Annotated in this window: 19 protein-coding genes, 1 tRNA gene and 1 pseudogene; 8 read left to right on the top strand and 13 right to left on the bottom strand. The window is 48.6% G+C overall.

All coding sequences use genetic code 11. From position 1 onward, the window contains the following. Nucleotides 1–56: 56 nt before the first annotated feature. The 3 genes from GEV47_RS12390 to GEV47_RS12380 form a co-directional block, all read right to left on the bottom strand. Nucleotides 57–917 (bottom strand): carbohydrate ABC transporter permease, encoded by an 861-nt coding sequence (locus tag GEV47_RS12390; RefSeq protein WP_153235091.1) that lies wholly within the window; start codon nt 915–917, stop codon nt 57–59. Then, nucleotides 907–1,887: a carbohydrate ABC transporter permease gene (locus GEV47_RS12385; protein WP_153235090.1), complete on the bottom strand. Its 981-nt coding sequence runs from the start codon at nt 1,885–1,887 to the stop codon at nt 907–909. Before GEV47_RS12385 ends, GEV47_RS12390 begins: the two co-directional genes overlap by 11 nt. A gap of 202 nt (nt 1,888–2,089) precedes the next feature. Then, nucleotides 2,090–3,358, bottom strand: coding sequence for an ABC transporter substrate-binding protein (locus tag GEV47_RS12380; RefSeq protein WP_153235089.1), 1,269 nt, complete (start codon nt 3,356–3,358; stop codon nt 2,090–2,092). 407 nt (nt 3,359–3,765) lie between these two features. Between GEV47_RS12380 and GEV47_RS12375 the strand changes: the two genes are divergently transcribed. Then, the gene (locus tag GEV47_RS12375; protein ID WP_153235088.1) at nt 3,766–5,733 is read left to right on the top strand and encodes a glucokinase; all 1,968 of its coding nucleotides are present in this window, start codon (nt 3,766–3,768) and stop codon (nt 5,731–5,733) included. 17 nt (nt 5,734–5,750) lie between these two features. After that, nucleotides 5,751–6,278: pseudogene (locus tag GEV47_RS12370) on the top strand (NADPH-dependent FMN reductase). On the opposite strand, the gene GEV47_RS12365 reads toward GEV47_RS12370, so the two are convergent. The 10 genes from GEV47_RS12365 to pgi form a co-directional block, all read right to left on the bottom strand. Beyond that, the gene (locus GEV47_RS12365; RefSeq protein WP_322741632.1) at nt 6,275–6,862 is read right to left on the bottom strand and encodes an SIS domain-containing protein; all 588 of its coding nucleotides are present in this window, start codon (nt 6,860–6,862) and stop codon (nt 6,275–6,277) included. The pseudogene GEV47_RS12370 and the gene GEV47_RS12365 overlap by 4 nt on opposite strands. A 74-nt stretch (nt 6,863–6,936) precedes the next feature. Beyond that, nucleotides 6,937–7,422: an RES family NAD+ phosphorylase gene (locus GEV47_RS12360; protein ID WP_153235087.1), complete on the bottom strand. Its 486-nt coding sequence runs from the start codon at nt 7,420–7,422 to the stop codon at nt 6,937–6,939. After that, on the bottom strand, nt 7,422–7,946 hold the full coding sequence (locus GEV47_RS12355) for an antitoxin Xre/MbcA/ParS toxin-binding domain-containing protein (RefSeq protein WP_228124693.1): 525 nt from the start codon (nt 7,944–7,946) through the stop codon (nt 7,422–7,424). The genes GEV47_RS12360 and GEV47_RS12355 overlap by 1 nt, the downstream gene beginning before the upstream one ends. A gap of 237 nt (nt 7,947–8,183) precedes the next feature. Further along, entirely contained in the window at nt 8,184–9,281 is a 1,098-nt protein-coding gene (locus GEV47_RS12350; protein WP_153235086.1) for a porin, read from the bottom strand. Nucleotides 9,282–9,748: 467 nt separating this feature from the next. Then, on the bottom strand, nt 9,749–10,684 hold the full coding sequence (locus GEV47_RS12345; protein ID WP_153235085.1) for a carbohydrate kinase family protein: 936 nt from the start codon (nt 10,682–10,684) through the stop codon (nt 9,749–9,751). Between the two features lie 2 nt (nt 10,685–10,686). Further along, nucleotides 10,687–11,910: an AGE family epimerase/isomerase gene (locus GEV47_RS12340; RefSeq protein WP_322741631.1), complete on the bottom strand. Its 1,224-nt coding sequence runs from the start codon at nt 11,908–11,910 to the stop codon at nt 10,687–10,689. Between the two features lie 196 nt (nt 11,911–12,106). After that, nucleotides 12,107–13,591, bottom strand: a complete 1,485-nt coding sequence (locus GEV47_RS12335) for a M14-type cytosolic carboxypeptidase (protein ID WP_153235084.1) — start codon at nt 13,589–13,591, stop codon at nt 12,107–12,109. Between the two features lie 249 nt (nt 13,592–13,840). Continuing rightward, nucleotides 13,841–14,695, bottom strand: a complete 855-nt coding sequence (locus GEV47_RS12330) for an SIS domain-containing protein (RefSeq protein ID WP_322741661.1) — start codon at nt 14,693–14,695, stop codon at nt 13,841–13,843. 336 nt (nt 14,696–15,031) lie between these two features. After that, on the bottom strand, nt 15,032–16,504 hold the full coding sequence (gene zwf, locus GEV47_RS12325) for a glucose-6-phosphate dehydrogenase (RefSeq protein ID WP_153235083.1): 1,473 nt from the start codon (nt 16,502–16,504) through the stop codon (nt 15,032–15,034). 71 nt (nt 16,505–16,575) lie between these two features. Further along, nucleotides 16,576–18,258: a glucose-6-phosphate isomerase gene (gene pgi / locus GEV47_RS12320; protein ID WP_153235082.1), complete on the bottom strand. Its 1,683-nt coding sequence runs from the start codon at nt 18,256–18,258 to the stop codon at nt 16,576–16,578. 271 nt (nt 18,259–18,529) lie between these two features. Here pgi and edd point away from each other — a divergent pair, with 271 nt between their 5' ends. The 6 genes from edd to GEV47_RS12290 form a co-directional block, all read left to right on the top strand. Further along, complete coding sequence (gene edd / locus GEV47_RS12315; RefSeq protein WP_153235081.1) at nt 18,530–20,386, top strand: phosphogluconate dehydratase; 1,857 nt, start codon at nt 18,530–18,532, stop codon at nt 20,384–20,386. A 69-nt stretch (nt 20,387–20,455) separates the two neighbouring features. Beyond that, the gene (locus GEV47_RS12310; RefSeq protein ID WP_153235080.1) at nt 20,456–20,698 is read left to right on the top strand and encodes a hypothetical protein; all 243 of its coding nucleotides are present in this window, start codon (nt 20,456–20,458) and stop codon (nt 20,696–20,698) included. Nucleotides 20,699–20,783: 85 nt separating this feature from the next. Further along, a complete protein-coding gene (eda, locus tag GEV47_RS12305; protein WP_153235079.1) occupies nt 20,784–21,431 on the top strand; it encodes a bifunctional 4-hydroxy-2-oxoglutarate aldolase/2-dehydro-3-deoxy-phosphogluconate aldolase in 648 nt (215 codons plus the stop codon). An 89-nt stretch (nt 21,432–21,520) separates the two neighbouring features. Next, nucleotides 21,521–22,828 (top strand): serine--tRNA ligase, encoded by a 1,308-nt coding sequence (gene serS, locus GEV47_RS12300; RefSeq protein ID WP_153235078.1) that lies wholly within the window; start codon nt 21,521–21,523, stop codon nt 22,826–22,828. Between the two features lie 71 nt (nt 22,829–22,899). Beyond that, nucleotides 22,900–22,990 (top strand) — tRNA-Ser (locus GEV47_RS12295). A gap of 116 nt (nt 22,991–23,106) precedes the next feature. Then, nucleotides 23,107–24,197, top strand: a 1,091-nt coding sequence (locus GEV47_RS12290) for a tyrosine-type recombinase/integrase (RefSeq protein WP_228124692.1), incomplete at its 3' end; no start/stop codon positions are given.

The raw sequence follows: 24,197 nt of genomic DNA, 5'->3' as shown, positions 1-24,197 counted from the left end.
CTCTAAATACGATTTTGCTTCCCTCACCTGCAAGCGGGCGAGGGAAGCAAAATTTCTTAGCCTTTGACTGCACCCGCAGTTAAGCCGCGTACAAAATATTTCCCAGCCAACAGATACACAACCAACGTTGGCAATGCCGCGATAATCGCTGCCGCCATGTTGACGTTATATTCGGTTACGCCGGTTGAGGTGTTAACCAGATTGTTGAGTGCGACCGTGACTGGCTTCGCATCGGAACCACCAAACACAACACCGAATAAAAAGTCATTCCAGATCTGCGTGAACTGCCAGATAAAGCAAACCATAAAAATCGGCAGCGACAACGGGAAAATAATTTTGCGATAAGTCATGAAGAAACCCGCGCCATCAATCCGTGCAGCCTTGACCAGTTCTTCCGGTACCGTGACATAGTAATTACGGAAGAATAGGGTGGTAAAGGCAATCCCATAGACCACGTGGACAAACACCAAACCGGTTGTGGTGTTGGCCAGATCGGCCAAGCCCAGTAAACGAGCCATCGGCAAAATCACAACCTGGAACGGAATAAAACACCCGACCATCAAGGCAGTGAAAACAATTTCCGAACCACGGAAACGCCAATGCGCCAACACATAACCGTTGAGTGAACCAATCAAGGTAGAAATCAGCACCGCTGGAATCGCCATTCTTAACGAATTCCAGAAGAATGGCGCAAGGCCGTTACAGTCAACTCCCGTACAAGCGCTGCTCCAGGCTTTAACCCAGGCAGCAGAAGTTGGTGAGTGTGGCAATGACAGCAAATTGCCGCTACGGATTTCGTCCAGTGTTTTAACCGAAGTAGACAGCATCACATACAAAGGTGCGAGGTAATACAGCGCGCAAAACACCAGCAAGATGTAAATCAGAGCACGCCCGACTGTTAGTTTCTTAGCGTCCATTGCGCGCTCCTTTCGTTTCCAGATACATCAATGGCACCAAGACGGCCAATACAGTAGCAAGCATCATCATGGCTGATGCAGCACCCAATCCGAGTTGACCGCGTGTGAATGAATATTGATACATAAAAATCGCTGGTACGTCTGAGGAGGTTCCAGGACCGCCGGCAGTCAACGCCATCACCAAGTCAAAACTCTTGATCGCGATATGTGCCAGTACTAACAACACACTGAAGAAGACGGGGCGCAAAGCTGGAATGATGATACGCAGATAAATGGTCGGCAAGCTGGCACCGTCGACTTGCGCTGCTTTGATGACACTGTCATCCACGCCGCGTAAGCCGGCAAGGAACAAAGCCATCACAAAACCAGACGATTGCCAGACGCCAGCGATGACGATGGTGTAGATCGAGAAATCGGAATTGACCAGCCAATCAAAGGTGAAATGCGCAAAACCCCAATCGTGCATCATTTTTTCCAGACCAAGACCTGGATTCAATATCCATTTCCATGCTGCACCGGTAACGATGAAAGACAGCGCCATTGGATAGAGGTAGATAGCGCGTAGCGCACCTTCAGCACGAATACGTTGATCGAGCAAAATTGCCATGAACAAGCCGATGGCGAGGCAAAAGAAAATGAACAGGCCGCCGAAAATGCCTAGATTGGCGGCTGAAGTCCACCAGCGATCCAGTCCAAATAAGTCGGTATATTGATGAAAGCCCGCAAATTCATAATTGGGCAACATGCGCGAATCGGTTAGTGATAACCAGGCTGTGAGCGCAATAAAGCCATAGACAAATACCAACGATAAAATGATAGTTGGTGACAACACCAAACGCGGCAACCAGCGGTCAGCAAGTCCGGCAAAGCGTCCTTGCCCACCTTGTTTCAGCGGCGGTTTTGTTGGTGTTACGGGACTCCCGACTGATGCGTTTTTTGCGTCAGTAAAAGAGAGGGTTTGATCGGACATGCAAGTCTCCTGAAACAGGATATGGCTTACGTCGGTATGTCGGTGGGTTGAAGAATACACCGAAACGAGGACGAAGCTAATATCAACGTGACGGTGTTGTCACGTTGATATGCTGTTTTGTTTGTTGATTGATTGCTGATGTAATGAGATGCGTCCCCCCATCCACGAATGGACGAGGGGAGGACAGCTTGCTTTACTTAGCTCACTTCGTTTTTGCTGCTTTTGCCAATTCTGTTACCGCTTGTTGCGATGTCATGTTGGAGTTCATGAATTTCGTGATCACGTCGAACATCGCGCCTTGCACTGCAGAGCTGACCGCCATACCGTGCGCCATACTTGGTTCCAGAGTGCCAGCTTTGTTAGACGAAGCCATGTCATTCATCGATTGAATGGCGCAGCTATCAAATTTTGTGCGAGGCACATCTGGGCGAACTGGGATCGAACCTTTGTTCAGGTTAAAAATTTCCTGGAACTGTGGGCTCATGATCGCTGTTGCCAGGATCAATTGATCTTTAACCTGGGTCGGATCTTTCTGTTTAAACATGGCTATAGAATCGATATTGTAGGTATACGATTTAGCCGTATCTGGTGCAGGCACGCACAAGAAATCCTTGCCTGGTACTTTGCCAGCAGCAGTAAATTCGCCTTTGGCCCAGTCACCCATGAATTGCATACCGGCTTTGCCGTTGATAACCATCGCAGTAGCCAGATTCCAATCACGACCAGGTGCATCTTTGTCGATGTATGTTTTGATTTTTGCCAAGGTATCAAAGGTCTTGATCATAGTTGGGCCGGTGAGTGCTGCAGGCTCTAATTTGACCAGTGCTTTGTTATAGAAATCTGCACCATTACTCAATGCTACGGTTTCAAAGATAGTCGCGTCTTGCCATGGTTGGCCACCGTGCGCAACGGCTATAAGACCGGCTTTTTTGATCTTGTCAGCAGCATCAAAGAATTCTGGCCAGGTTGTTGGCGTTTTTGCGCCCGCTTTTTTCAAAACTTCAGGATTAATCCACAACCAGTTAACACGATGCACATTGACCGGTGCAGCGACGTAATGGCCTTGATATTTCATGGTGTTAGAGACTACTTTTGGCAACAAGGTATCCCATTTGCCTGGAATCGCTGCGGCGTCGATATTGGCCAACACACCTTCTTGACCCCACTCTTGAATCGCAGGTCCTTTGATTTGTGCTGCTGTCGGTGGATTACCCGCCATGACGCGTGCTTTTAAAGCAGTCGTGGCATTTTCACCAGCGCCGCCAGCTACTGCAAAATCTTTCCATGTCACGCCTTTGGCTTCGACGATTTTTTTCAATTCGGCGACGGATTTGGCTTCACCACCGGAAGTCCAGTAATGCAGAACTTCGATTTCATCTGCATGAACCTGTGCCGGGATGCAGACGGATAGTAGCGCTGTCGTAGCAGCAGTAGTGATGAATGTAGATTTGATGATTTGTTGCAGTTTCATACTTGTCTCCTGTATGGATAAGGTGTTCTTTTTACTTTACTGGATAGGACGCATGTGATGCTTGGTATTGGTACTTACGTGTTCTACTCTGATCTCTACTAAATATAGCCTTACATCAATACATGACAACATCATGTCTAAAAAATCAAGCTTTAAAAACGATGTTGCAATTTTGCATTTATTTACTCGAGACAATAAATGCGACATGCATTTGTTCATCAAGCTAGTAAAACTACATGATAATGCTCATTTATAAGTCAACATGGAGAAAACAACTTCTCCATCACTTGCGATTGTAGTAAAGCTACATTAATATTGCAATATAAGTTTTTAATTATTACACGCGTAATTGCATGTTGTAGTTTTCCGGATAGCAACGGCTGCATAGCCTCACTGAAAGCATCTTAATGTCATCATCTTTTTCGACCAACGCTAGCGTTGCTTCGGCAGACTATTATTTAGACGGTCCGCGCTTGCTGGCCGACATCGGCGGCACCAACGCGCGTTTTGCTTTGGAGCGTGCGCCTGGGCAAATCGACACGATACAAACTTTGCGGTGCGCTGACTTTGCAGAATTTGCTTTGGCGGTGGAGGCTTATATTGCTGCGAATGTGACTAGTTCGGCTGGTAACCAGCAATCAACGATACGTCATGCCGCCATTGCCATTGCTAATCCAGTGCATGGCGATGAAATTAAAATGACCAATCATCATTGGGCATTTTCCATAGAAACGACGCGTCGTCGCTTGCAGCTCGATACCTTATTAGTGGTGAATGATTTTACTGCCTTGTCGATGGCTTTGCCGCATCTGGAGCATGAGCATTGCGTGCAAGTAGGTGGCGGTAAGTCGTTGGCGGGTGGGGTGATCGGTTTGGTCGGCGCTGGTACCGGGCTGGGCGTCGGCGGTTTAATTCCAACTGAAGGTCGCTGGATTGCTTTGGGCAGTGAGGGGGGGCATGTCAGCTTCGCCCCTGGCGATGCGCGTGAAGCAGCAATATTGGCTTATTGCTGGCGTACTTTTCCACACGTTTCGGCAGAGCGTCTGGTATCTGGTCCCGGGATAGAGATGACTTACCGCGCATTGGCGGATATGCATGGCAACGCTAATCCTGAACCATTGCATACCGCGCAGATTGTAGAACGTGCTTTGGCCGAGACTGACCCAATATGCGTCGAAACCCTGGAATGTTTTTGCTCTATGCTTGGCACTGTGGCAGCCGACGTGGCTGTGACTTTGGGTACGTTAGGTGGTATATATATTGGTGGCGGCGTAGTGCCACGCTTGGGTGAGTATTTTGCAAGCTCGCCATTTCGTACCCGCTTTGAAAGCAAAGGGCGTTTTGGTGAATATACGGCCAAAATTCCGACCTATATTATTACAGCGCCGTATCCGGCTTTTGTTGGTGTTGCCGCTATTTTGGCGGAGCATCTGGGTGGCGGCAACGCTACACCATTATTAGAGCGCATCCGTAAAGCCCGCCCACAATTTTCCCCTGCAGAACAAAAAGTCGCCAGCTTGATCCTGGCGCATCCTCGGGCCGTGATGAGCGAACCGATTTCTGAGATTGCCCGACGTGCCGATGTCAGTCAGCCAACCGTGATTCGTTTTTGTAGAACCATGGGCTGCCAGGGTTTGGCCGATTTCAAGTTGAAGCTGGCGTCTGGTGTCAGCGGCACAGTACCGGTTGCGCATAGTCAGGTGCATGTTGGCGATTCTTCGTTGGATGTGGGCGTTAAAGTGGTGGATAACACTATTTCTGCCATGTTGGAGGTCCGCGATAATCTCAATGCCGATACCTTGAGCAAGGTGATTGATATCTTGAGTCAGGCAGCCAGGATAGAGTTTTATGGCTTTGGCAGTTGCGGTCTGGTGGCAGAAGATGCGCAACAAAAATTCTTCCGATTAGGTATTGCCAGTTCTGCCTACACTGACCCGCAATTACAAGAAATTTCTGCGGCAATGTTGAAAAGCACCGATGTCGCCGTGATTATTTCCAATTCTGGCCGCTTACGTCATTTGGCGCCGGCGGTGGAAGTCGCCGTTAATTCCGGCGCTACCATCATCGCGCTTGCGCCGAGCAATTCACAACTGGCAAAACGCGCTGATTTCACGCTAGCAGTGGAGCATGACGAAGGCAGCAATATGCATATCCCGATGGTGTCGCGGATTTTGTTATTGTTGTTGATTGATGTATTGGCTGTTGGTGTCGCGATGAAGCGTTCCAGCCCGTTTGCTGAGATGCAGCGACAGGCCAAGCGCGGCATTCTCGCGCATGTGGCAGCGATTGCCGGGGATACGGCTAGCGATAAGGTTGCTGCAAAAGAGGATGCGGCGGGTGCTGTGTCGTCGAATGTTATTTCGCATACGAAGTAGAATGGTCATTTTTGCCGATGAAAATTCTCGCCATATCAGGTAGCTTGCGGGTAGCTTCAAACAATACTATGTTGCTACGCGCTGTAGCGCGTTTGGCCCCAGCAGGCATGAACGTCGCTATTTATTCAGGTCTCGGCACATTGCCATTGTTCAACCCGGATCTTGAAGCTAGCGATCCGGCGCCGGTTGCTAGCTTGCGACAACAAATTATCTCAGCCGATGCCTTGATTATCGCAAGCCCGGAATAGGCGCACGGCATCACTGGTGTCATGAAGAATGCACTGGATTGGATGGTTGGTTGCGAAGCTTTTGTCTACAAGCCCGTAATGCTGTTGAATGCATCACCAAGAGCGGTGCATGCGCAAGCCGCCTTGAGGGAGGTGATTACAATGATGTCGGCACGCATAGTTGAAGAGGCTTCAATTACAGTGCCCATTCTTGGGAGTCATTTGACGGAAGACGAGATAGTGGCGCATTCAGAGACATCTACGTCATTGCAAGCCGCCCTGAGCGCCTTGCGTACCTCATGCATGTCTACTTCTTAGCGATAATTTTCGGGAAAGAAATGTCGCTCTATCAGTTCGATCAGGATATGCAGGACTTTGATATGCAACTCTTGTACGCGATCTGCAAATTTTCCTCCAGGCGTACAGATATACACATCGCTTAAGGCTTCCAAAACTTCGCTAGGACGACCGCTGAGAATGATAACTTTCACGCCCAACGATTTAGCGGCTTGCGCAGCGCGGATGACGTTTTTGCTGGTGCCGCTGGTGCTAAGTGCGACCAGGCAATCCCCAGCGCGGCCATGCGCTTCGATGTAGCGCGAGAACACCTGTTCATAACCCAAATCATTGCTGACGCAAGTCAGGTGGCCGGCATCGCTGATGGCAGTTGCTGGCAGCGCGGCGCGGTCATTGCGATAGCGACCGGTTAACTCTTCAGCAAAGTGCATGGCGTCGCACATGGAGCCGCCATTACCACAAGAATAGACGCGGCCTTTACGTTCGAAGGTGGCGATGAGTAACGCCGCTGCTTGCTCGACCGCTGATAATGCACTCTGATTCTTCAGAAGTGCTGCCAGGGCATCGTTAGCTTCGTTTAGACTGAATTCAATATGTTGTTTCACGGCTTGTTCCTATCGTGTATTTTGCACATCATGCTTGCTTGTTTTTTGCCAGAAAAGCGCGGGACCTGCGCAACTTAACCCATTCGAGGATCGTAGAGCCATTTCCTGACTTTGCTTGCCGTGATGCTTTTTGCATCTGGGTGCAAGGGATTAATCAATATATTTCTTTCCTCTGGAATAATGACGGATGGTACCAGCAGCAAAGCAGAAATGCCTTTGTTTACCCACGCGTCGCCCGCATCCAGGCTGATTTTGCCTGTTGGTATAGCATCCCATCCTATTGCTGCATTTTCTGCAGTCACTTGTATTGCGGCCTTCCATACGGGATCTGGAATCTCGATGCGCACTAAATACCGATTCAAGGGCAGTCCGGCAGATTTCACATGCACGAATGTTTCCAGGCAAGCCAGAGCGATGTTTTCTGCGCAGTAAAGTAAGGCGTTTCCTGGACGATTCCAGCGTCCACCCGTAATTTTAGCACCTGCGCCGGTCAGATCATCAGCGGTGTAGTCTGGTGTGTCTGTGGCAATCCGCCAAACCACTTGACTGGCCGTTGGCATCAGGCGTAAGCCCCGCTTTGCATCATAGACAATAAATTGGAAACCAATTTTTGTCCCTCCATCGTATCCATATAGCTTGCCGGACATTCGCCACCCAGAGCGGGTATTGGTTCTTCCAGCCAATGCGCGACCCATTTCGCAGCATCAAATCCAGCTGGATTCCCGGATTGTTCCACCATGGCTTGAACCTGGCCAATTAAATTGGACATGCCAACTACACGCTCACTGTCCTCCGTGGAGAGTTCTTCATCTCTGCTGGCCTTGCGATTTACGGTGGCCGTTGACAGGCGCAGAAATTTAAAAATTTTATCCTGAGAAGTATCCATCATCCGCACCATATCCTTCACTTCCACCGCACGTACGCCTTTCCGTATCAATCTCACTTTTATAGCGGGAGTGGAATCAAAGACGATGCGAAAGTCTGTCAGCGATATCAGATCGGACTTGGGCTGTTGTTTAGATGAGAACACTTTTGTCATCAACGCTTTTTTGGCTTGAGGACGTTTATCACTTAAGGCGGACATGATTTGCTCCTTTGAGTGTTTATTTTAGCTCAAATGAGTAGTCGGGCCAAAATAAATTGCGTGGCCGCTCTATTTTCCGTTCGTCCATAAAAAATGCCCATTCGCATTCGAATGGGCAGAATCTGGGAAAACCCAGGGACGTTACTACTAACTAATCGTTACAACAAGATAGAGATCATCGTGATGCCGAGCTCAAGCGGCATCACGCCGACGTACTATCCTAGGCTATTCAACAAATTAAAACGAGTGGCTGATACCTGTATAAATCGCGTTTTGATTTTGTGCAATCATGCCTGCGCTGCTACCAACTTCAACCTGGAAGTCGGCTTGACCTTTGTTGCGAACTGTACCAACGCTTCCGTACAACAGAGTACGTTTAGACAAGTTGTAGTTAGCGCCCAACATGTACAGTTGCGCATTGCCGCTGTCATTGTTGAGTTTGGTGTAGTATGCCGCGCCGATCAATGTCCATGCTGGTGTCAACATATAGTTAGCACCGAGCCAGCTTTGATTTGCCCGGGTATATGGCGTGTCTACAGCTTTTGAAGCTGTAATGGCTTGCCATGCAGCGAACAATTTCAACTTATCGAACGTAGCAGTACCGCCGATAGTGATTTCTTGCGATGACGGACCATAAGTGCCGTTAATGCTGTCGCCATACAAGCTGCTGTACTGACCATTTGCATTATTCATGAAGTCATACATTGCCAGGACAGTGAAGTTTGACTGTGAGTATGACAAGGCAACACCACCGGTGCTCTTATCTTTTGTCGCGCCTGGAACGCCGCCGAAGCCGTAAGAACCCTGCGCAACAAAGCCGCCGAAGCTTGGTGAAATATATTGAATCTGATTGTCTGTTTGAGGCCAGTTACGTCCTTTTGCCAGAGTAGCAGAGCTCAAATTCTGTTGACCGGTCGGATCTATGCTCCAAACCAAATCGCTAGGCAGAGTCAAATCGCGACCCAGTTTGACGGTACCGAAGTCACCTGTCAGACCAACCCATGAACGACGTGACCAAAGGCGCGAAGGGCCGCCATTTGTTGTGCCGTTGTTAGCGCTAAAGCCGTTTTCCAATGTGAAAATGGCTTTCAAACCACCGCCTAGATCTTCCACGCCTTTAAAGCCGAACATACTGGTACCCCAGTTATTCCCGCCGATAGTCACTGCGCTACCGCGTGTGCCATTAGGGCCGACTTGATTGGATTGAAAATCGAGGCCAGCATCGACGCGACCGTAGATTGTGACGTTAGATTGTGCTTGTGCAGTGCCTGCGCAAGTTGCAGCCAAGATGATGGCGGCTACGAATGGATTGATTTTTAGTACTGTTTTACTCATCTCATCTCCTATGGTGAAAATATGGTGTATGCCACCGTTTTCCGAGTCATTGCCCGAAATTCTTTCTTCTGTTGGTCAATTGCAAAGCATTCAGGTAATTGCAACAGTAATTTATTGTTGCTGATGTTAAACCTTATTGCTTTGCTTTTGGTTTATTTATGTAGTTTTACTATATTTGTGTTGCAAATTCACACCGAAAACAAAACTTTACACTGCGATAGTTGCAATATTGAGGAAACGCTGGGCTGATTCCGTACCAGAGGGGCGAGGATGAAAATATGTAATTAAATTGTAATGTGTACTTTTACTACAAGTACTTCGGGTGTAAACATTCGGCGAGGAAATATAGTGCCGACTGGAAATTACTTTATCCCCCTTGGCATTGTGAGCAATGGCAAGAGGGGATAAGTGGGAGCGGATTGCGCTATTGGCATCTCTGAGGGCGTTGCGCCTTTCAGAAGGGTATTTTAATCAAGCAATGCCAGCACTTGTTCCAATTGCGGTGGTTTCGGACCGGCATTTAAACAAGCAGCAGAGCCGCAAGCAACTGAGAAGCGTAGATGCGCGTGCCAGTCAATGTTTGTGGACGAGGATTGTTGTGCTTCTTGTATCAACGCGTAAATCAATCCGGCAATCCCGGCATCGCCGGCGCCGACGGTATCGACTATGTCTATGGCAGGTGGCTTTACATGCCATTTCTGATCGCCAACCAGCATTGCTGCGCCTTCGGCGCCCAAGGTCAGCAACACTGCGGCTTCTGGGTTGAAGCTGCGCAATTTTTTGAGTGCAGTTACCTGATCGTCGGTTCTGAACAAGCCACATAAATCTTCATCAGATACTTTGATCACATCCGCCAATTTAGCCATTTTCTCTAAAGTGGCATCGTAGCGTTCATCCATCAAATTGCGAAAATTAGGGTCGTAGCTAATCTTTACGCCGGCTTGCTTTAGCGATGAAGCGAGATCTACCAAGCGCGCGGCCAAGGGCTCGCGTGCCAGGCTGATGCCGCCAAAATGTGCCCATTTCGCCACTTGCTGCCAATTTGCGGGTAATGCAGTGGGATCGAATGCCAGATCAGCGCTGTTCTCCCCGATGAAGTTATATTGCGGCGGGGAGGTTTCGTAAACGATGGCCAATAAAGGCGGGCGGTTAACGCGCTGTAAAAAACGCAGATCGAGATTCGCAGCGGTACTGGCGGCAAACAAGGCGTCACCAAACCAATCTTGGCTAATCGCTCCGGCAAAGCCGGTAGAAACGCCGAAATTGGCCATAACGCGGGCGACATTCCAGTCCGAGCCACCGGTTTTGCTGAGCCATTGTTCGCCGTCGACGCGGATAAGATCGGTAAGTGCTTCGCCTATGCTAACGAATTGCGGCAAAGGAGAATTAGTATTTGTAGGCATGATTATTTCAACTCCGCGCCAACGGCATACAAGGCTTCCAGGCAAGCTCCCATAGGGTGATAAAAATCGGTTTTACCATGTGGCGGTTTATCCAGGCCATAGCGTTGATTGTTTTGATGCAGCACGCGATACCAACCGCCTTGTTGTGGATCGATCAAATGCTTTTCGCTATAGCGCCAGAGTTCGTCGTAACACTCCCAGTAATTAGCTTCCTGGCCGGTGCCTTTTAAGCGCTGAGCCAGCAGCGCCGCGGTAGCAAGTGATTCAGCCTGCACCCAAAAGTATTTGTCGCCATCGCATACCGAGCCATCCGGTGCCAGGCCATATACCATGCCGCCGTGGGTTTGATCCCACGCGAGTGGGACGGTCACATCAAACAGTGCTTTTGCGCGTGGCAATAACCATTCGCTATCACCTGCCAGGTGCGCCGAATGACGCTCCAGCAGTAACAATAATTTTGACCATTCTGTCATGTGGCCAGGTTGATAACCCCAAGGCCGAAACATATTACTGCTGTCATGTTTGTTGTATTCCCAGTCTATGCTCCAGTCTGCGTGATAGTGTTCCCAGATCCAGCCATTGGCCAATGCCGCTTGTCGTATTGTGATGTTGTGCGCGAGCAGTTCGGCACGATGTAGATAACGCTGGTCGCCGGTTGCTTCAAAGGCTGCGATCAGCGCTTCACAACTATGCATATTGGCATTTTGCCCGCGATACGATGACACTTCGCCGGCTGGCGTCGCTTCATCCGCATAAAGGCCGTCCTGCGCTGACCAGAACAAATTTTCCATCAAATCGAATGTCGCCGAGATCCCCTCTGCTGCTTCAGTGATGCCGATTCGTAGCGCATGCGCGTGTGCCAGCAGTACAAAAGCCAAGCCGTAGCAATGCTGGGTGCGATCGATCGGCACGCCGTTTTTCAGCACCCAGGCATAACCACCGTACTCAGGTTGATAATGCTTTTGTTTTAAAAATTGCAGACCATGACGAGCCGCTTCTCTATATTCTTCTTTGCCATCCAGACGGAACGCCAGTGCGTAACAAAACACCATGCGCGCACTGTTCACCAGATGGCGGCTCGAGGCGTCGTAAATGCTGCCATCATCATTCAGGTAGTGGAAAAAGCCGCCGTTGGGGTCTATGCAGCGTGGATGAAAGAACGCGATATCGCGGCGTAGTTGATTCTGTAAAAAAGCAGGGGTTTGGAATACGGATACTGACTGCACTGGTAATCTCCTGTTTGTCTTGTTTATCTATTTCTGGTTATGCCGATGTAATTTCAGCGATAAATAAGGCCAAATAATTGCGTTCACAATAACGTCGTTGTTCCCGCATTCGCGTGGATGACGACGGAATTTTTTAAGTCGATTATTCGATTATTGGCATCGCATAGATAATTTTAAAAATTATCTGTAAGTTTACTCAATCACCCTCGTCCTTGCCATACAACTCTGTATTGAACGGCAAACTAAACATCGATACATCGTCTTTGTCGAAGGTTTTCGATGCATCATTCATATCAGCAATTGCCAGAGCAACAGCAACACCTAATTCGCGCAAATCATTGCTACTTATCCAGTGATCAAAACCCGCACGGCCATAGGTTGTTTCCATAGTAATGGCATTGACTGCGCTGCCTTTGTGTTCCCACCACCATGATTCTGGGAAAGCTGAGTTAAGAAAGCCGGAACCACCATCTTTTGGGGGTTGTTCAATTTTGCCGTGATAATGACTGGCGACGGCTTTAATGAATGCGTCTTGCGTTTGCCATAAAGCTTGTTCCGCTTGATTATATTTAATCGGATCAATGCCAAAATGTGGGAAAAAGAACGCGGCGGTATCAGGCGTGGAGTTCGATGAGTGCAGATTCAGTGCCAACACCGGTGGATTTTTTTGATCGCGCAAAATCGGCACCATTGCTTTGGTATTCAGTAGCTTATCCTCCATCGGCGCCTGATCATTTAAATAGGGGGAACTTTGCTCATCGAAAAACCAGCGATGTTCAAGATTAATGCTGGCAGTGTTAGTTCGATAATTTCCTGCCGTGACACCGTCAACATTATGCATAGGTACAATCTTGAAGACGTAATGCTGGCGCAAATATTTACCGATGCGATCATTTGCCAACACGGTGTGAATCAAACCTTCTAATAAAAATGACGGCCCGGTTTCTGCCGGGTGAGTGCGAGCGTTAATCCAGACGGTTTTTTTGTGGTCGGCGGCAGCAGAGTGAGCGGAGTGACCGGTAAGGCGATCTCCAATGGTAATCATGCGTATAGGCTGGTCATTGGGGGATTTCCCCAATGTCTGAATGCGGACATGTGGATTGTCCGTAATACTGTCTAAAAATACGGATAAATCGTTGGCTGTGTAAGGGAAGGTGCGTGCAATCCATACGGTAGTTTTATCAAACCGTTTATTGACAATCAGCCCGCAATCTTTCTGTGTGAGGTCAGTGCAATTGGGTTTGAAGGTCACTTCATCTTCATGAAAATACTGCCAGTTCTTTTGATCGTATGAGTAAACGGGAATGAAAAAGTAGGGAAAGCCAAAGCCAGAAAATTCCAGACGCAAGGCGCTGGCTGTCGGCACATCATCAGCTCGAAAATAAAACCATGTGCGATAACTTACGGGTAGATTGGCATCATTATTATCGTCCTTAATCGCGACATTCCAGGCATGGCCACTACCATCTAAAGCGCTAACGATGCCGAGGCTGGCTGATTCAAAGCCAGCAGAAAATTGTGGGTGAACAATGTCAATGGGTTCTGATTTATTCAGCATGTTGTTATTACTCAAGCCGTTGCAACCACTGATGCTAACGGTCATTAGCAGCATCAGTGCTGTGATCAGACTAAAAAAAACACGCGGTGCCAGATAATGTTGAGTGCGGTGTATTTTTGGCATGCCAAATTAAACTTTTCTTCTTGTAGAGTGCATTCGCATCACTACTTTCCATTGTATTTTTATTGATGCAGCAGACTAAATAAAGTGCCGTCGACGTCGATGCTGTGATATTGCAGAGATATTACTAGGAGTTACGTAAAACAGGGTTAGATATGGCATTTTTGTGCTCATGATTTGTGCCGAAGCTACGGGTCCCTGTTTTGCGTAGGATTTGACTTTATTGATCGAATCAAGACGAATCAATTTAATCTAACGGAAGAAAGAATCGAACTGCATATCATATTGCTGCAGCGCCTTTTGAGCATTCTGCATTTTTTTGCGGAACTCGGGACCACGTTTAAGTGCCAATCCGACTGCCAAAATATCAATCACCACCAGGTGCGCCAATCTCGCAGAAATAGGCGTGTATGGATCCGTATTGAAACTTAAATCAATCGGCACCAGCACGGTCGCCAATTCGGCCAAAGGTGTACCGGATGGGCCAAGCACGATAATAGAGGCGCCGCCTTTTTTCGCCAGTTGTATGCTGCGCAACAATGCAGCATTGCCACCACGCTGAGAAATAGCGACCACTGCATCACCGGGTTGTAGCAAAGAGGCGGCAATGCTGTGAATGTGCGGATCTGAATAGGCTACTGTTGGTACGCCAGAACGAAAGAACTTATGCTGTGCGTCCGCAGCAACGATACCGGATGTGCCTTGGCCATAAAATTCTATCTTGTTCGCCGTCAGCAATACGTCCAATGCGCTCTGGATCGCATCTGGACTCAAGTGATTGCGCAAGTCGAGCAAGGTATTGATGGAGCGGCTGCAAATCTTGTTGACCAGATCGGTGGCGATATCATCTTGCGCCAGCATTTCGTTGGCGCCCGGTAGTGCCACTGCGAGGCTCTGTGCCAGTTTAAGTTTGAAATCGTGCCAGCCTTCGTAGCCTATGGCGCGGCAAAAACGTACCACCGTTGGTTCTGATACTTGTGCGTTCTTTGCCAGAGCGGTGATGTTTTCTGCTAGTGCCAGCTGCGGGTTGTCCAGAATTGTGAGTGCGACTTTTTTCTCTGACTTGGAGAGCAAGTCAGTGTGTGCTTTTATCGCGTCTAGGACTATGGCCACTGGGTTTTCTTTCTTACTAATTTGATTTAAGTTCGGCGCTAACTTATCAAGTCGCTACTCCGTGGTTACGACAATGTCGGGGGTAGCCCGACAGCTACTCACTTTCTTTGCTTCGCCAAAGAAAGTAAGCAAAGAAAGGCGACGCAGAGCCGTTGCCCGCCGTTGGCGGGTTCCCAAATATAGCGATCATCATTCGGGAGGAAAGACCAACTCGCTACGCTCAAACATGTCTTCCCTCTTTTTCCGAATGACGACCGCTATATTTGGCAACGTCCAATGCGGGGTACTTCAACAACAACTTCAAAAGCAACGGCAACTACTTTCTTGTTTCTATACTTCAGGCAGTGCTTCTTCACGCCATTGCAAACCGTCGCGGCCTATGAGTGCGCTGGCGGCGGCTGGGCCCCAGGTGCCGGCGTTGTAGGGGATGGGTTCGTTTTCTTCTTGCTCCCAATATTCTAGTATCGGTTCTACCCATGCCCATGCGGCTTCTAGTTCGTCGCTGCGCATGAATAGTGTTAAGCGTCCACGCAAGACGTCTAGTAACAGGCGTTCGTACGCTTCCATGCGTGGTGCTTTGAAACTTTCGAGGAAATTCAATTCCAGTTCGACCGGTTTTAAACGCATGCCATCTCCCGGGGTTTTTGCCATCAGATTCAGGTGTAAGCCTTCGTCAGGTTGCAAGCGAATCACCAGGCAATTTTCTTCAAAACTGCTATTGGGTTGGGTAAAAATTGAATGAGGGATTTTTTTGAAACGAATCACAATTTCAGCCAAAGAGTCGGCCATGCGTTTGCCTGTACGCAGATAAAATGGCACGCCAGCCCAACGCCAGGTGTCGATTTCAGTTTTGACTGCGACATAGGTTTCGGTGCGTGAAGTGGGATTCGCATCCTTTTCTTTGCGATAACCTGGTACTGCGACGCCGTTCACATGGCCGGAGCGATATTGGCCACGTACGACGTTTTGCGCCAGTGTCACGGGTGTAAATGGCTTCAGTGAATGCAACACTTTCAGTTTTTCATCGCGCACAGCATCCGATGTCATGGATGTTGGCGGTTCCATTGCGACGATGCATAGCAATTGGAGCAAATGATTTTGCAGCATGTCACGCAAAGCGCCTGATGTTTCATAGTAGCCCATACGATTGCCAACGCCGAGTTCTTCAGCAATCGTGATCTGAACATCGGATATCCATTCGCGTCTCCACAGCGGTTCAAACAGCACGTTACCAAAGCGCAGCGCCAACAGATTTTGTACGGTTTCTTTGCCTAAGTAATGATCTATGCGGAAAATCTGCGTTTCGGAAAATATTTTCCCAACTTCCAGATTAATTTGCTTCGCACTGGCCAGGTCGTGGCCCAATGGTTTTTCCAGTACGACACGTGAATTTGGAGTCGCCAGGCCAGACGCCGACAAATTGTTGCAGACCTTGGAGAAAAGTGCCGGAGGAGTCGCCAGATAAAACACGTTAGTGATTTCTGGCTCAGGGCGCATTGCATCAACCAGCGCTTTATATGCTGCAGGATCAGTGGCATCCATGCCAACATATTGAATGCGTTTGCAAAAGCGCTCCCACACCGCTGCTTTGAATGTTTCGCGTGGAATGTGTGGTTTGGCATCTTTCTCAACCTGCTTGAGAAACTCTGCGGTGTCACCAACGTGACGGCCGATACAAAGTATGCGTGCGCCGGCAGGTAAATCTTCAGCGAATTCGCGTGAATACATCGCCGGTAACAATTTACGCATCGACAAGTCACCAGTGCCACCAAAAATTGCGAGGTCAAATTCTTCTAGAGCCATGATATTGAGTATCCTGATTATTCTGAGTATTCTGATTGTCCGATATCTCGGAAAATTATTCGAGAGACGTATTATTTTTGCAATGCGGCCCGCGCTCGGGCAATTAAACCGTTGGTGGAGCTGTCATGATGTGCGTTTGTGTTGTCGCCAACTAATTCGTCGCGAATCTGCGTCGCTAACACTTTGCCCAATTCCACTCCCCATTGATCAAAACTGTTGACGCCCCAAATCACCCCTTGCACGAAAGTTTTGTGTTCATATAGTGCGATTAAAGCACCTAACGAAGCAGGCGTTAATTTATCCATCAAAATCGTGTTGCTGGGACGATTTCCTGGGAAAATTCTATGCGGAAGTAGTGCCTCGATTTCTGTTTCAGCTAAGCCTTTAGCTTGCATTTCAGCGCGGACTTCATCGGCAGTTTTACCGCGCATGAATGCTTCTGATTGGGCAAAACAATTCGCCAATAGTGCTGCGTGGTGATCTGGCAAGGTGTGGCTAGGATGTAATGCGGCGATAAAGTCAACAGGTGTAATGTCCGTGCCTTGATGCAGCAACTGGAAATAAGCATGCTGACCATTGGTGCCAACATTACCCCAAATAACGGGGCAGGTTTTAATCTGTAATAGCTCACCATCCAAGGCGACTTGCTTGCCATTACTTTCCATCTCCAGTTGCTGCAGATACGAGGCAAAATTGAGTAAATCTTGATGGTAAGGTGCAATGGATAGTGAACTACTGCCGCAAAAATTGCGCTGCCAGATGCCGATCAAAGCCAGAATGACAGGCATATTTTTTTCTAATGGCGCTTGACGGAAGTGCTCATCCATCGCGTGTGCGCCAGCCAGGAATTCTGAAAATTGTTCAAAGCCGACAGCGAGTGCAACCGCTAAACCGATTGACGACCATACAGAGTAGCGACCGCCTACCCAATCCCAAAACGGGAACATGTTTTCTGGATGAATGCCGAAGGCTTTAACTGCTTGAGTATTCGTTGAGACTGCCACAAAGTGCTGCGCCAAATCGCTTTCTTTGGCGCCCTTGGCATTTTGCAGAAACCAACTGCGCGCCGTTTGCGCGTTCATCATGGTTTCCATTGTCGTAAAGGTTTTTGACGCAATTACGAACAGAGTCGTTTCCGGATTTGTTTGTGATAAAACAGCATCCAGATCATGTCCATCCACGTTGGAAACGAAATGCATGGTCAAACGAGCATGCTCAAACGGGCGCAAAGCCTGACACACCATTTTGGGGCCGAGATCAGAGCCGCCGATGCCGATATTGACGATATCGGTGATAGCCTTGCCGTTATAGCCGCGCCATTTTTCCGAGCGTACCGCATCGGTAAATGCATGCATTTGTTGCAGCACTTCGTGGATGTCGGCATGGACGTTTTGTCCATCAACGATAAGGGGATTTGTGCTTTTGAGCGGGGCGCGTAGGGCGGTGTGCAGCACCGCACGATGTTCGGTAGTATTGATTTTTTCGCCAGCAAACATCGCATCGCGCTGAATTTCTACATTGCGCTCACGCGCTAAACGGCACAACAGCGCCATCGTTTCTGTTGTAATCGTATTTTTTGCGTAATCTAAAAACAAGCCCGCAGCTTCCAGTGAGAATTCACCGAAGCGACCGTCATCAGTCGCGAACAAGTCTCGTAATGTGTGTTTTGTTGTTGTGGCGTGATGCTTTTGTAGTGCCTGAAATGCGGCACTGGTTGACTGCAAAGCGGTGAGATTAGGCGCGGCTCGTTGCATGATGTCTGTCTTTTTGGTAATGAGTTTTGATGTGACTATACAACATTGATCGTAAATTTACTACAAAATATGATGGATTTTGGTGGATTTTATTTGGTTTGTTGACAATTTATTTATTTGTCCACGTTCCGCATTTCATGAGTTTAAATAGCTAAATGATTTTATTGGCATTATCAGAAGGTCGAATTTAAGAAAAAATGGATAGCGCTAAGTCAGGCTAAGTAATTTGTAGTAAAATTTCATTTTCTTCATTGCTTCTAGGATCTTCATCATGACCATTCAAGCTAACGTAGCCAAAGTAACCGAGCGCATCGTCAAACGTAGCCAGCCTTATCGTAGCGCTTATTTAGCGCGCCTGGAGGTGGCTCGACGCAAGGATGTGCAACGTGGGGCTTTGTCCTGTACGAATCTGGCGCATGGATTTGCGGCTTTTCCTACCAATGACAAATTGCGTTTGAAGCACGATAAAGATCCTTCCGTCGCGATTATCTCGTCATATAACGACATGTTATCGGCGCATCAGCCGTTTGAGCGTTTCCCGCAAATTATTAAAGATGCTGTTCGTGCCGCTGGAGGTGTAGCGCAGTTTGCTGGTGGTACGCCAGCGATGTGCGATGGTGTGACGCAAGGGCAGCCAGGAATGGAGTTGTCACTTTTTTCACGCGATGCGATCGCGATGGCAACGGCGGTGGCGTTATCTCACAATATGTTTGATGCAGCGTTGTATCTGGGTATCTGCGACAAAATCGTCCCGGGTCTATTGATTGGTGCCTTACATTTTGGGCATTTACCTGCCGTGTTCGTTCCTGGTGGCCCAATGACCAGTGGTATGAGCAACAAGGAAAAAGTCAAAATTCGCCAGCTTTATGCTGAAGGAAAAGTCGATCGTGCTGGTTTGCTGGAGGCTGAGTCGCAGTCTTACCATGGCGCCGGAACGTGTACTTTTTATGGTACGGCGAATAGCAATCAAATGTTGATGGAGGCACTCGGCTTACATTTGCCGGGTTCCGCTTTCATTACGCCGAACACACCTTTGCGTGATGCCTTGACTGCGGAAGCTGGGCGTCAGGCATTGAGAATCACCGATCACACTGAAAATTATCGTCCGGTCGGTCACGTCATCAGTGAAAAAAGCATCGTCAATGCGATAGTCACTTTGCTGGCAACTGGTGGTTCGACTAATCATACTTTGCACCTGATTGCGATTGCGAAAGCAGCCGGAATCATTGTCGACTGGACTGATTTTGATGAGTTATCGGCGGTAGTGCCATTGTTGACGCGGATTTATCCAAATGGCGATGCCGACGTAAATCATTTCCACGCCGCGGGTGGTACTGGTTTTGTCATTCGAGAATTGCTCGACGCTGGTTTGATGCATGACGATGTCACCACGATTTTGGGTAACAGTTTGCGTGCCCATTGTGCCGAGCCTTTCCTCGAAGGCGCTGGCGTTGTCTTTAAAGCCTCACCAGAAAAAAGTGCTGATGATACTGTTTTGCGCACTGCTGCAACACCATTTTCAGCCGACGGTGGTTTGCGTTTGTTGACGGGCAATTTAGGGCGCTCTGTCATCAAAATTTCTGCAGTTAAACCAGAGCATTGGCTGGTACAAGCGCCAGCGATTGTATTTAATTCGCAAGCAGAATTCATGAAGGCATTTAAAGCGGGTGAACTGGATAAGGACTTTGTCGCAGTCTTGAGTCATCAAGGACCTCGCGCCAACGGCATGCCAGAGTTGCACTCGTTGACGCCGGCATTGGGCATCTTGCAAGACAAAGGCCGGCACGTCGCGTTAGTAACCGATGGTCGCATGTCAGGCGCATCAGGCAAAGTTCCGGCGGCTATCCACGTAACACCGGAAGTATTGGCAAATGGTCCGCTAGCTTTGGTGCGTACCGGCGATATCATCAAGCTCGACGCCAACCACGGTATACTTGAGGCTTTGGTTCCCGCTGAAGAATGGGCGAAGCGCCAGCCGGAAGACGCTGATTTGTCGGAAAATCAAGTTGGTATGGGGCGAGAGTTATTTGCCATGTTCCGTCAGTCGATTAGTGCGGCGGAAGAGGGCGCAACGATATTTTCCCTGCCTCCGGTACTGACGGCGAGTGAACTGGTGGCCGCAAAATAAATATGATGCGATGTAGGATGGGTGAAGCGTAGCGATACCCATCGTTCTGACACTTGGAAAGCAGGAAAAATGATTACTCGTGAAGGCATGAAGCATTGGGTGCTTGAAGCACTAAAAAACTTGGGTGGTAAAGGGAGACCCAAGGATGTTGCTAAATATATCTGGGGCCATTATGAGTCAGAGTTAAAGCAATCTGGCAGTCTTTTGTATACATGGCAATACGATGTTCGTTGGGCAGCCCAATCGTTACGAGATTCTGGTGAATTAAAGCCAGTCCATGGTCGTCATGATTTGCCATGGGAGCTGGCCTAATTCAGATGAGTGATGGGTATCGCTACGCTCCACCCATCCTATGATTTGTGCAATTTCTAGAAATAAATTAGAAGAAAGTAATCAGATGATAAACGCTCTATATAAAGATGAAGTTCTCGACATCATGCGCACATCACCGGTGATACCGGTGATTGCCATTGACGATATCGCCCATGCCGTGCCGCTTGCAAAAGCGTTGGTTGCGGGCGGCATTCGTGTATTGGAAGTGACGTTACGCACGGTGCATGGGTTGGCAGCGATACGCGCAATGGCAGAACAAGTGCCGGGCGCAATTGTTGGTGTTGGCACCTTGACGCATCCTGATGAATTTGCTGCTGCACGGGATGCGGGAGCGGTGTTTGGCGTGTCACCAGGCTTGACGCCAGCGTTGATCGCAGCTGCTAAGTCCAGTGGCTTGCCATTGTTGCCAGGTGTGATGACGCCATCCGAAGTGATGACAGCACGCGAAGCGGGTTTCCGTCAGTTGAAATTATTCCCAGCCGTTCCCGCAGGTGGCGTCGGCATGCTGAACGCAATTGCGGGGCCATTAGCTGATATTACTTTTTGCCCGACTGGTGGAATTTCCATCGACACTGCGGCACAATTTTTGGCCTGCAAAAATGTTGCCTGCGTTGGCGGTTCATGGTTGACGCCGAAAGCGGCGTTGCAAGCGGGTGATTGGGCACAAATTACTGCTTTGGCAACAGCGGCTAGTCAATTACGTGCGAAGTAAAACGTTTAACCTTAACGCTTAACCTTTGCGTTTTGCTTGATACAATGGCGGATTAATTCTAATTCGCCATTTTTTTATCGACCGATCCCATGATAGATATTCAACTTCTTCGCAAAGACATCGCCACCGTCGCCAGCCGTCTGGCAACGCGCAAATTTCAGCTAGACGTCGACGCTTTCAATGCCTTGGAAGCAGAACGCAAGCAAATCCAGACTCGTACTGAGGAACTGCAAAGTCAACGCAATGCCTTATCCAAGCAAATCGGTATGCTCAAAGGTAAAGGCGAAGATGCCAGTGGTGTGATGGCGCAAGTCAATAGTATTGCCGATGAACTGAAAACATCAGCAACACGTCTGGATCAGTTGCAAGAAAAAATCAGTACATTTTTGGAGGCGATTCCGAATCTGCCGAATGAATCGGTGCCGGTTGGTATAGACGAAGCCGCGAACGTCGAAGTGCGTAAAGTTGGCACGCCGCGCACTTTTGATTTTGAAGTGCGTGATCATGTCGATATTGGTGCTACGCTTGGTCTCGATTTTGATGTTGCCGCTAAGTTGACGGGTTCACGTTTTTCGGTAATGAAAGGTGGCATCGCCCGTTTGCATCGCGCATTGGCGCAGTTCATGCTCGACACGCACGCAGCGGACCACGGTTATACGGAATGCTATACACCTTACATCGTTAACGCGGATTCGCTACGCGGCACAGGCCAGTTGCCGAAATTCGAAGAAGATTTATTCGCTGTTAAAAAAGGTGGTCAAGAAGGCGAAGAGGGCGTGGATAGCACAGCGCTCTATTTGATTCCTACCGCCGAAGTTCCATTAACCAATATTGTGCGCGACGAAATCGTACCTGCTGAAGCGTTGCCAATCAAAATGGTGGCGCATTCACCTTGCTTCCGTTCCGAAGCCGGCAGCTATGGCCGTGACACGCGCGGCATGATACGTCAGCATCAATTCGATAAAGTCGAAATGGTGCAAATCGCGCACCCAGAAAAATCTTACGAAGCACTGGAAGAAATGGTTGGTCATGCAGAAAATATTCTGAAAAAACTTAACCTGCCATATCGTGTGGTTTCGCTATGTACTGGCGACATGGGTTTTGGTGCAGCTAAAACATACGATCTGGAAGTCTGGTTGCCAGCACAGAATATGTATCGAGAAATCTCATCCGTCTCCAACACGGAAGCGTTCCAGGCTCGCCGCATGCAAGCACGCTTCCGCAACGCGCAAGGTAAGACCGAGCTGGTGCATACACTGAACGGTTCTGGCTTAGCGGTTGGCCGTACTTTGGTGGCATTGTTGGAAAATTATCAGCAAGTTGACGGCAGCGTGGAGATTCCAGCAGTATTGCATCCCTATATGGGCGGACTAACCCGTTTAACACCGTCTAAATAGGGCTTTCGCAGAGAAATAGTCTCTGCTATAATTATGCGCTTTGCTGCTCCGGCAGCAAGATCGACCAAAAAGGAGAAGTGGCAGAGTGGTCGAATGTACCTGACTCGAAATCAGGCGTGGGATCATATCCCACCGAGGGTTCGAATCCCTCCTTCTCCTCCAGAACAAGTCTCAAGCAGTATCAAAAAGCCCCGCACAGTCTCTGCGGGGCTTTTGTTTATGCGGGTCTACTGTATCTTCTCGTCTCAAATTACCCCATCCGGTTTTCCCCTATCTCATTGCTTTTAGGGTATCGTAATAGGGTATTTTTAATGTATACCCTACAGACGATGCCACTCACCGCAAAACAAGTCGCTGCTGCGCAGCCAAAAGACAAGGCGTACAAGCTAGCCGACGCCAATCAGTTGTATCTATACGTCGCCACTTCTGGTGCGAAATCGTGGCGTTGCAATTACTCCGAATCTGGAAAGTACAAAACAAAAACTTTTGGCCGTTATCCCGAAATGTCACTTGCGGATGTCCGTATGGAGCATGCGAAGTTTCGTGATGGGCAAGCCGCGCCAGTAGTTGCGGCATCGCCATTTTTTGAAAAAGTCACTGCGGACTGGTTGAAAATTAAATTGCCAACGTTGTCTAATGGAAAACATCAAATACAAGTAGTGAATACAATTGATGAGTACGTCCTTCCCTACATTGGAAAAAAACCGATAGACCAAATTCGCCGGGCTGAATTAGTCGATATTGTGCGTAAGGTTGGGGAATTAGGCTTGGTTGAAACCGCGCATCGTGTTGCTGGAAGAATCAGTATGATTTTTGATTACGCGCAAGATGCCGGATTGATCGAAGCGCATCCAGCCAGTGGGCTATCTCGGGTGATTGAAGCACGTAAGCGCAAAAAGCCAATGCCGTCGATCCCGCCAGAAGAAGCGGGCGTGTTGTTTTCTACAATCAAAACTTATGATGAAAAAGTATCACGCCTTGGATTGATGTTGGTGGCGCATACATTTGTTCGCGTTAACGAGCTTATTGGGGCGCACTGGGATGAGATAAATTTTGCGGATTCTGTGTGGGTGATACCGGAAGGGCGTATGAAATTACGCAAGCCGCATGTTGTGCCATTGAGCAAGCAATCTATAAAACTGCTGAAAGAGCTGCAAATATTGGCGGGCGATTCTAAGTGGGTGGTGAGTTCACCACTTCGCGCAGGTAAGCCGGTTAGTGAGAACACGTTACTTTTTGCGCTCTACCGGCTTGGCTATCGTGGTCGCATGACTGTGCATGGATTCCGCGCGCTGGCTAGCACAGTTCTAAACGAACAATCAGACTTCGACCGTGATGCAATCGAACGGCAACTGTCCCATAAAGAGAC

It is taken from the genome of Glaciimonas soli (genome assembly GCF_009497155.1).
GTDB classification, from domain to species: domain Bacteria; phylum Pseudomonadota; class Gammaproteobacteria; order Burkholderiales; family Burkholderiaceae_D; genus Glaciimonas; species Glaciimonas soli.
This window is presented reverse-complemented; position numbering and strand designations above follow the sequence as displayed.

Excerpts from the sequence above, each read along its gene's own strand:
- GEV47_RS12390 (WP_153235091.1), bottom strand. The coding sequence starts at position 917 with ATGGACGCTAAGAAACTAACAGTCGGGCGTGCTCTGATTTACATCTTG.
- GEV47_RS12385 (WP_153235090.1), bottom strand. The coding sequence starts at position 1,887 with ATGTCCGATCAAACCCTCTCTTTTACTGACGCAAAAAACGCATCAGTC.
- GEV47_RS12380 (WP_153235089.1), bottom strand. The coding sequence starts at position 3,358 with ATGAAACTGCAACAAATCATCAAATCTACATTCATCACTACTGCTGCT.
- GEV47_RS12375 (WP_153235088.1), top strand. The coding sequence starts at position 3,766 with ATGTCATCATCTTTTTCGACCAACGCTAGCGTTGCTTCGGCAGACTAT.
- GEV47_RS12360 (WP_153235087.1), bottom strand. The coding sequence starts at position 7,422 with ATGCCAACGGCCAGTCAAGTGGTTTGGCGGATTGCCACAGACACACCA.
- GEV47_RS12355 (WP_228124693.1), bottom strand. The coding sequence starts at position 7,946 with ATGTCCGCCTTAAGTGATAAACGTCCTCAAGCCAAAAAAGCGTTGATG.
- GEV47_RS12350 (WP_153235086.1), bottom strand. The coding sequence starts at position 9,281 with ATGAGTAAAACAGTACTAAAAATCAATCCATTCGTAGCCGCCATCATC.
- GEV47_RS12345 (WP_153235085.1), bottom strand. The coding sequence starts at position 10,684 with ATGCCTACAAATACTAATTCTCCTTTGCCGCAATTCGTTAGCATAGGC.
- GEV47_RS12335 (WP_153235084.1), bottom strand. The coding sequence starts at position 13,591 with ATGCCAAAAATACACCGCACTCAACATTATCTGGCACCGCGTGTTTTT.
- zwf (WP_153235083.1), bottom strand. The coding sequence starts at position 16,504 with ATGGCTCTAGAAGAATTTGACCTCGCAATTTTTGGTGGCACTGGTGAC.
- pgi (WP_153235082.1), bottom strand. The coding sequence starts at position 18,258 with ATGCAACGAGCCGCGCCTAATCTCACCGCTTTGCAGTCAACCAGTGCC.
- edd (WP_153235081.1), top strand. The coding sequence starts at position 18,530 with ATGACCATTCAAGCTAACGTAGCCAAAGTAACCGAGCGCATCGTCAAA.
- GEV47_RS12310 (WP_153235080.1), top strand. The coding sequence starts at position 20,456 with ATGATTACTCGTGAAGGCATGAAGCATTGGGTGCTTGAAGCACTAAAA.
- eda (WP_153235079.1), top strand. The coding sequence starts at position 20,784 with ATGATAAACGCTCTATATAAAGATGAAGTTCTCGACATCATGCGCACA.
- serS (WP_153235078.1), top strand. The coding sequence starts at position 21,521 with ATGATAGATATTCAACTTCTTCGCAAAGACATCGCCACCGTCGCCAGC.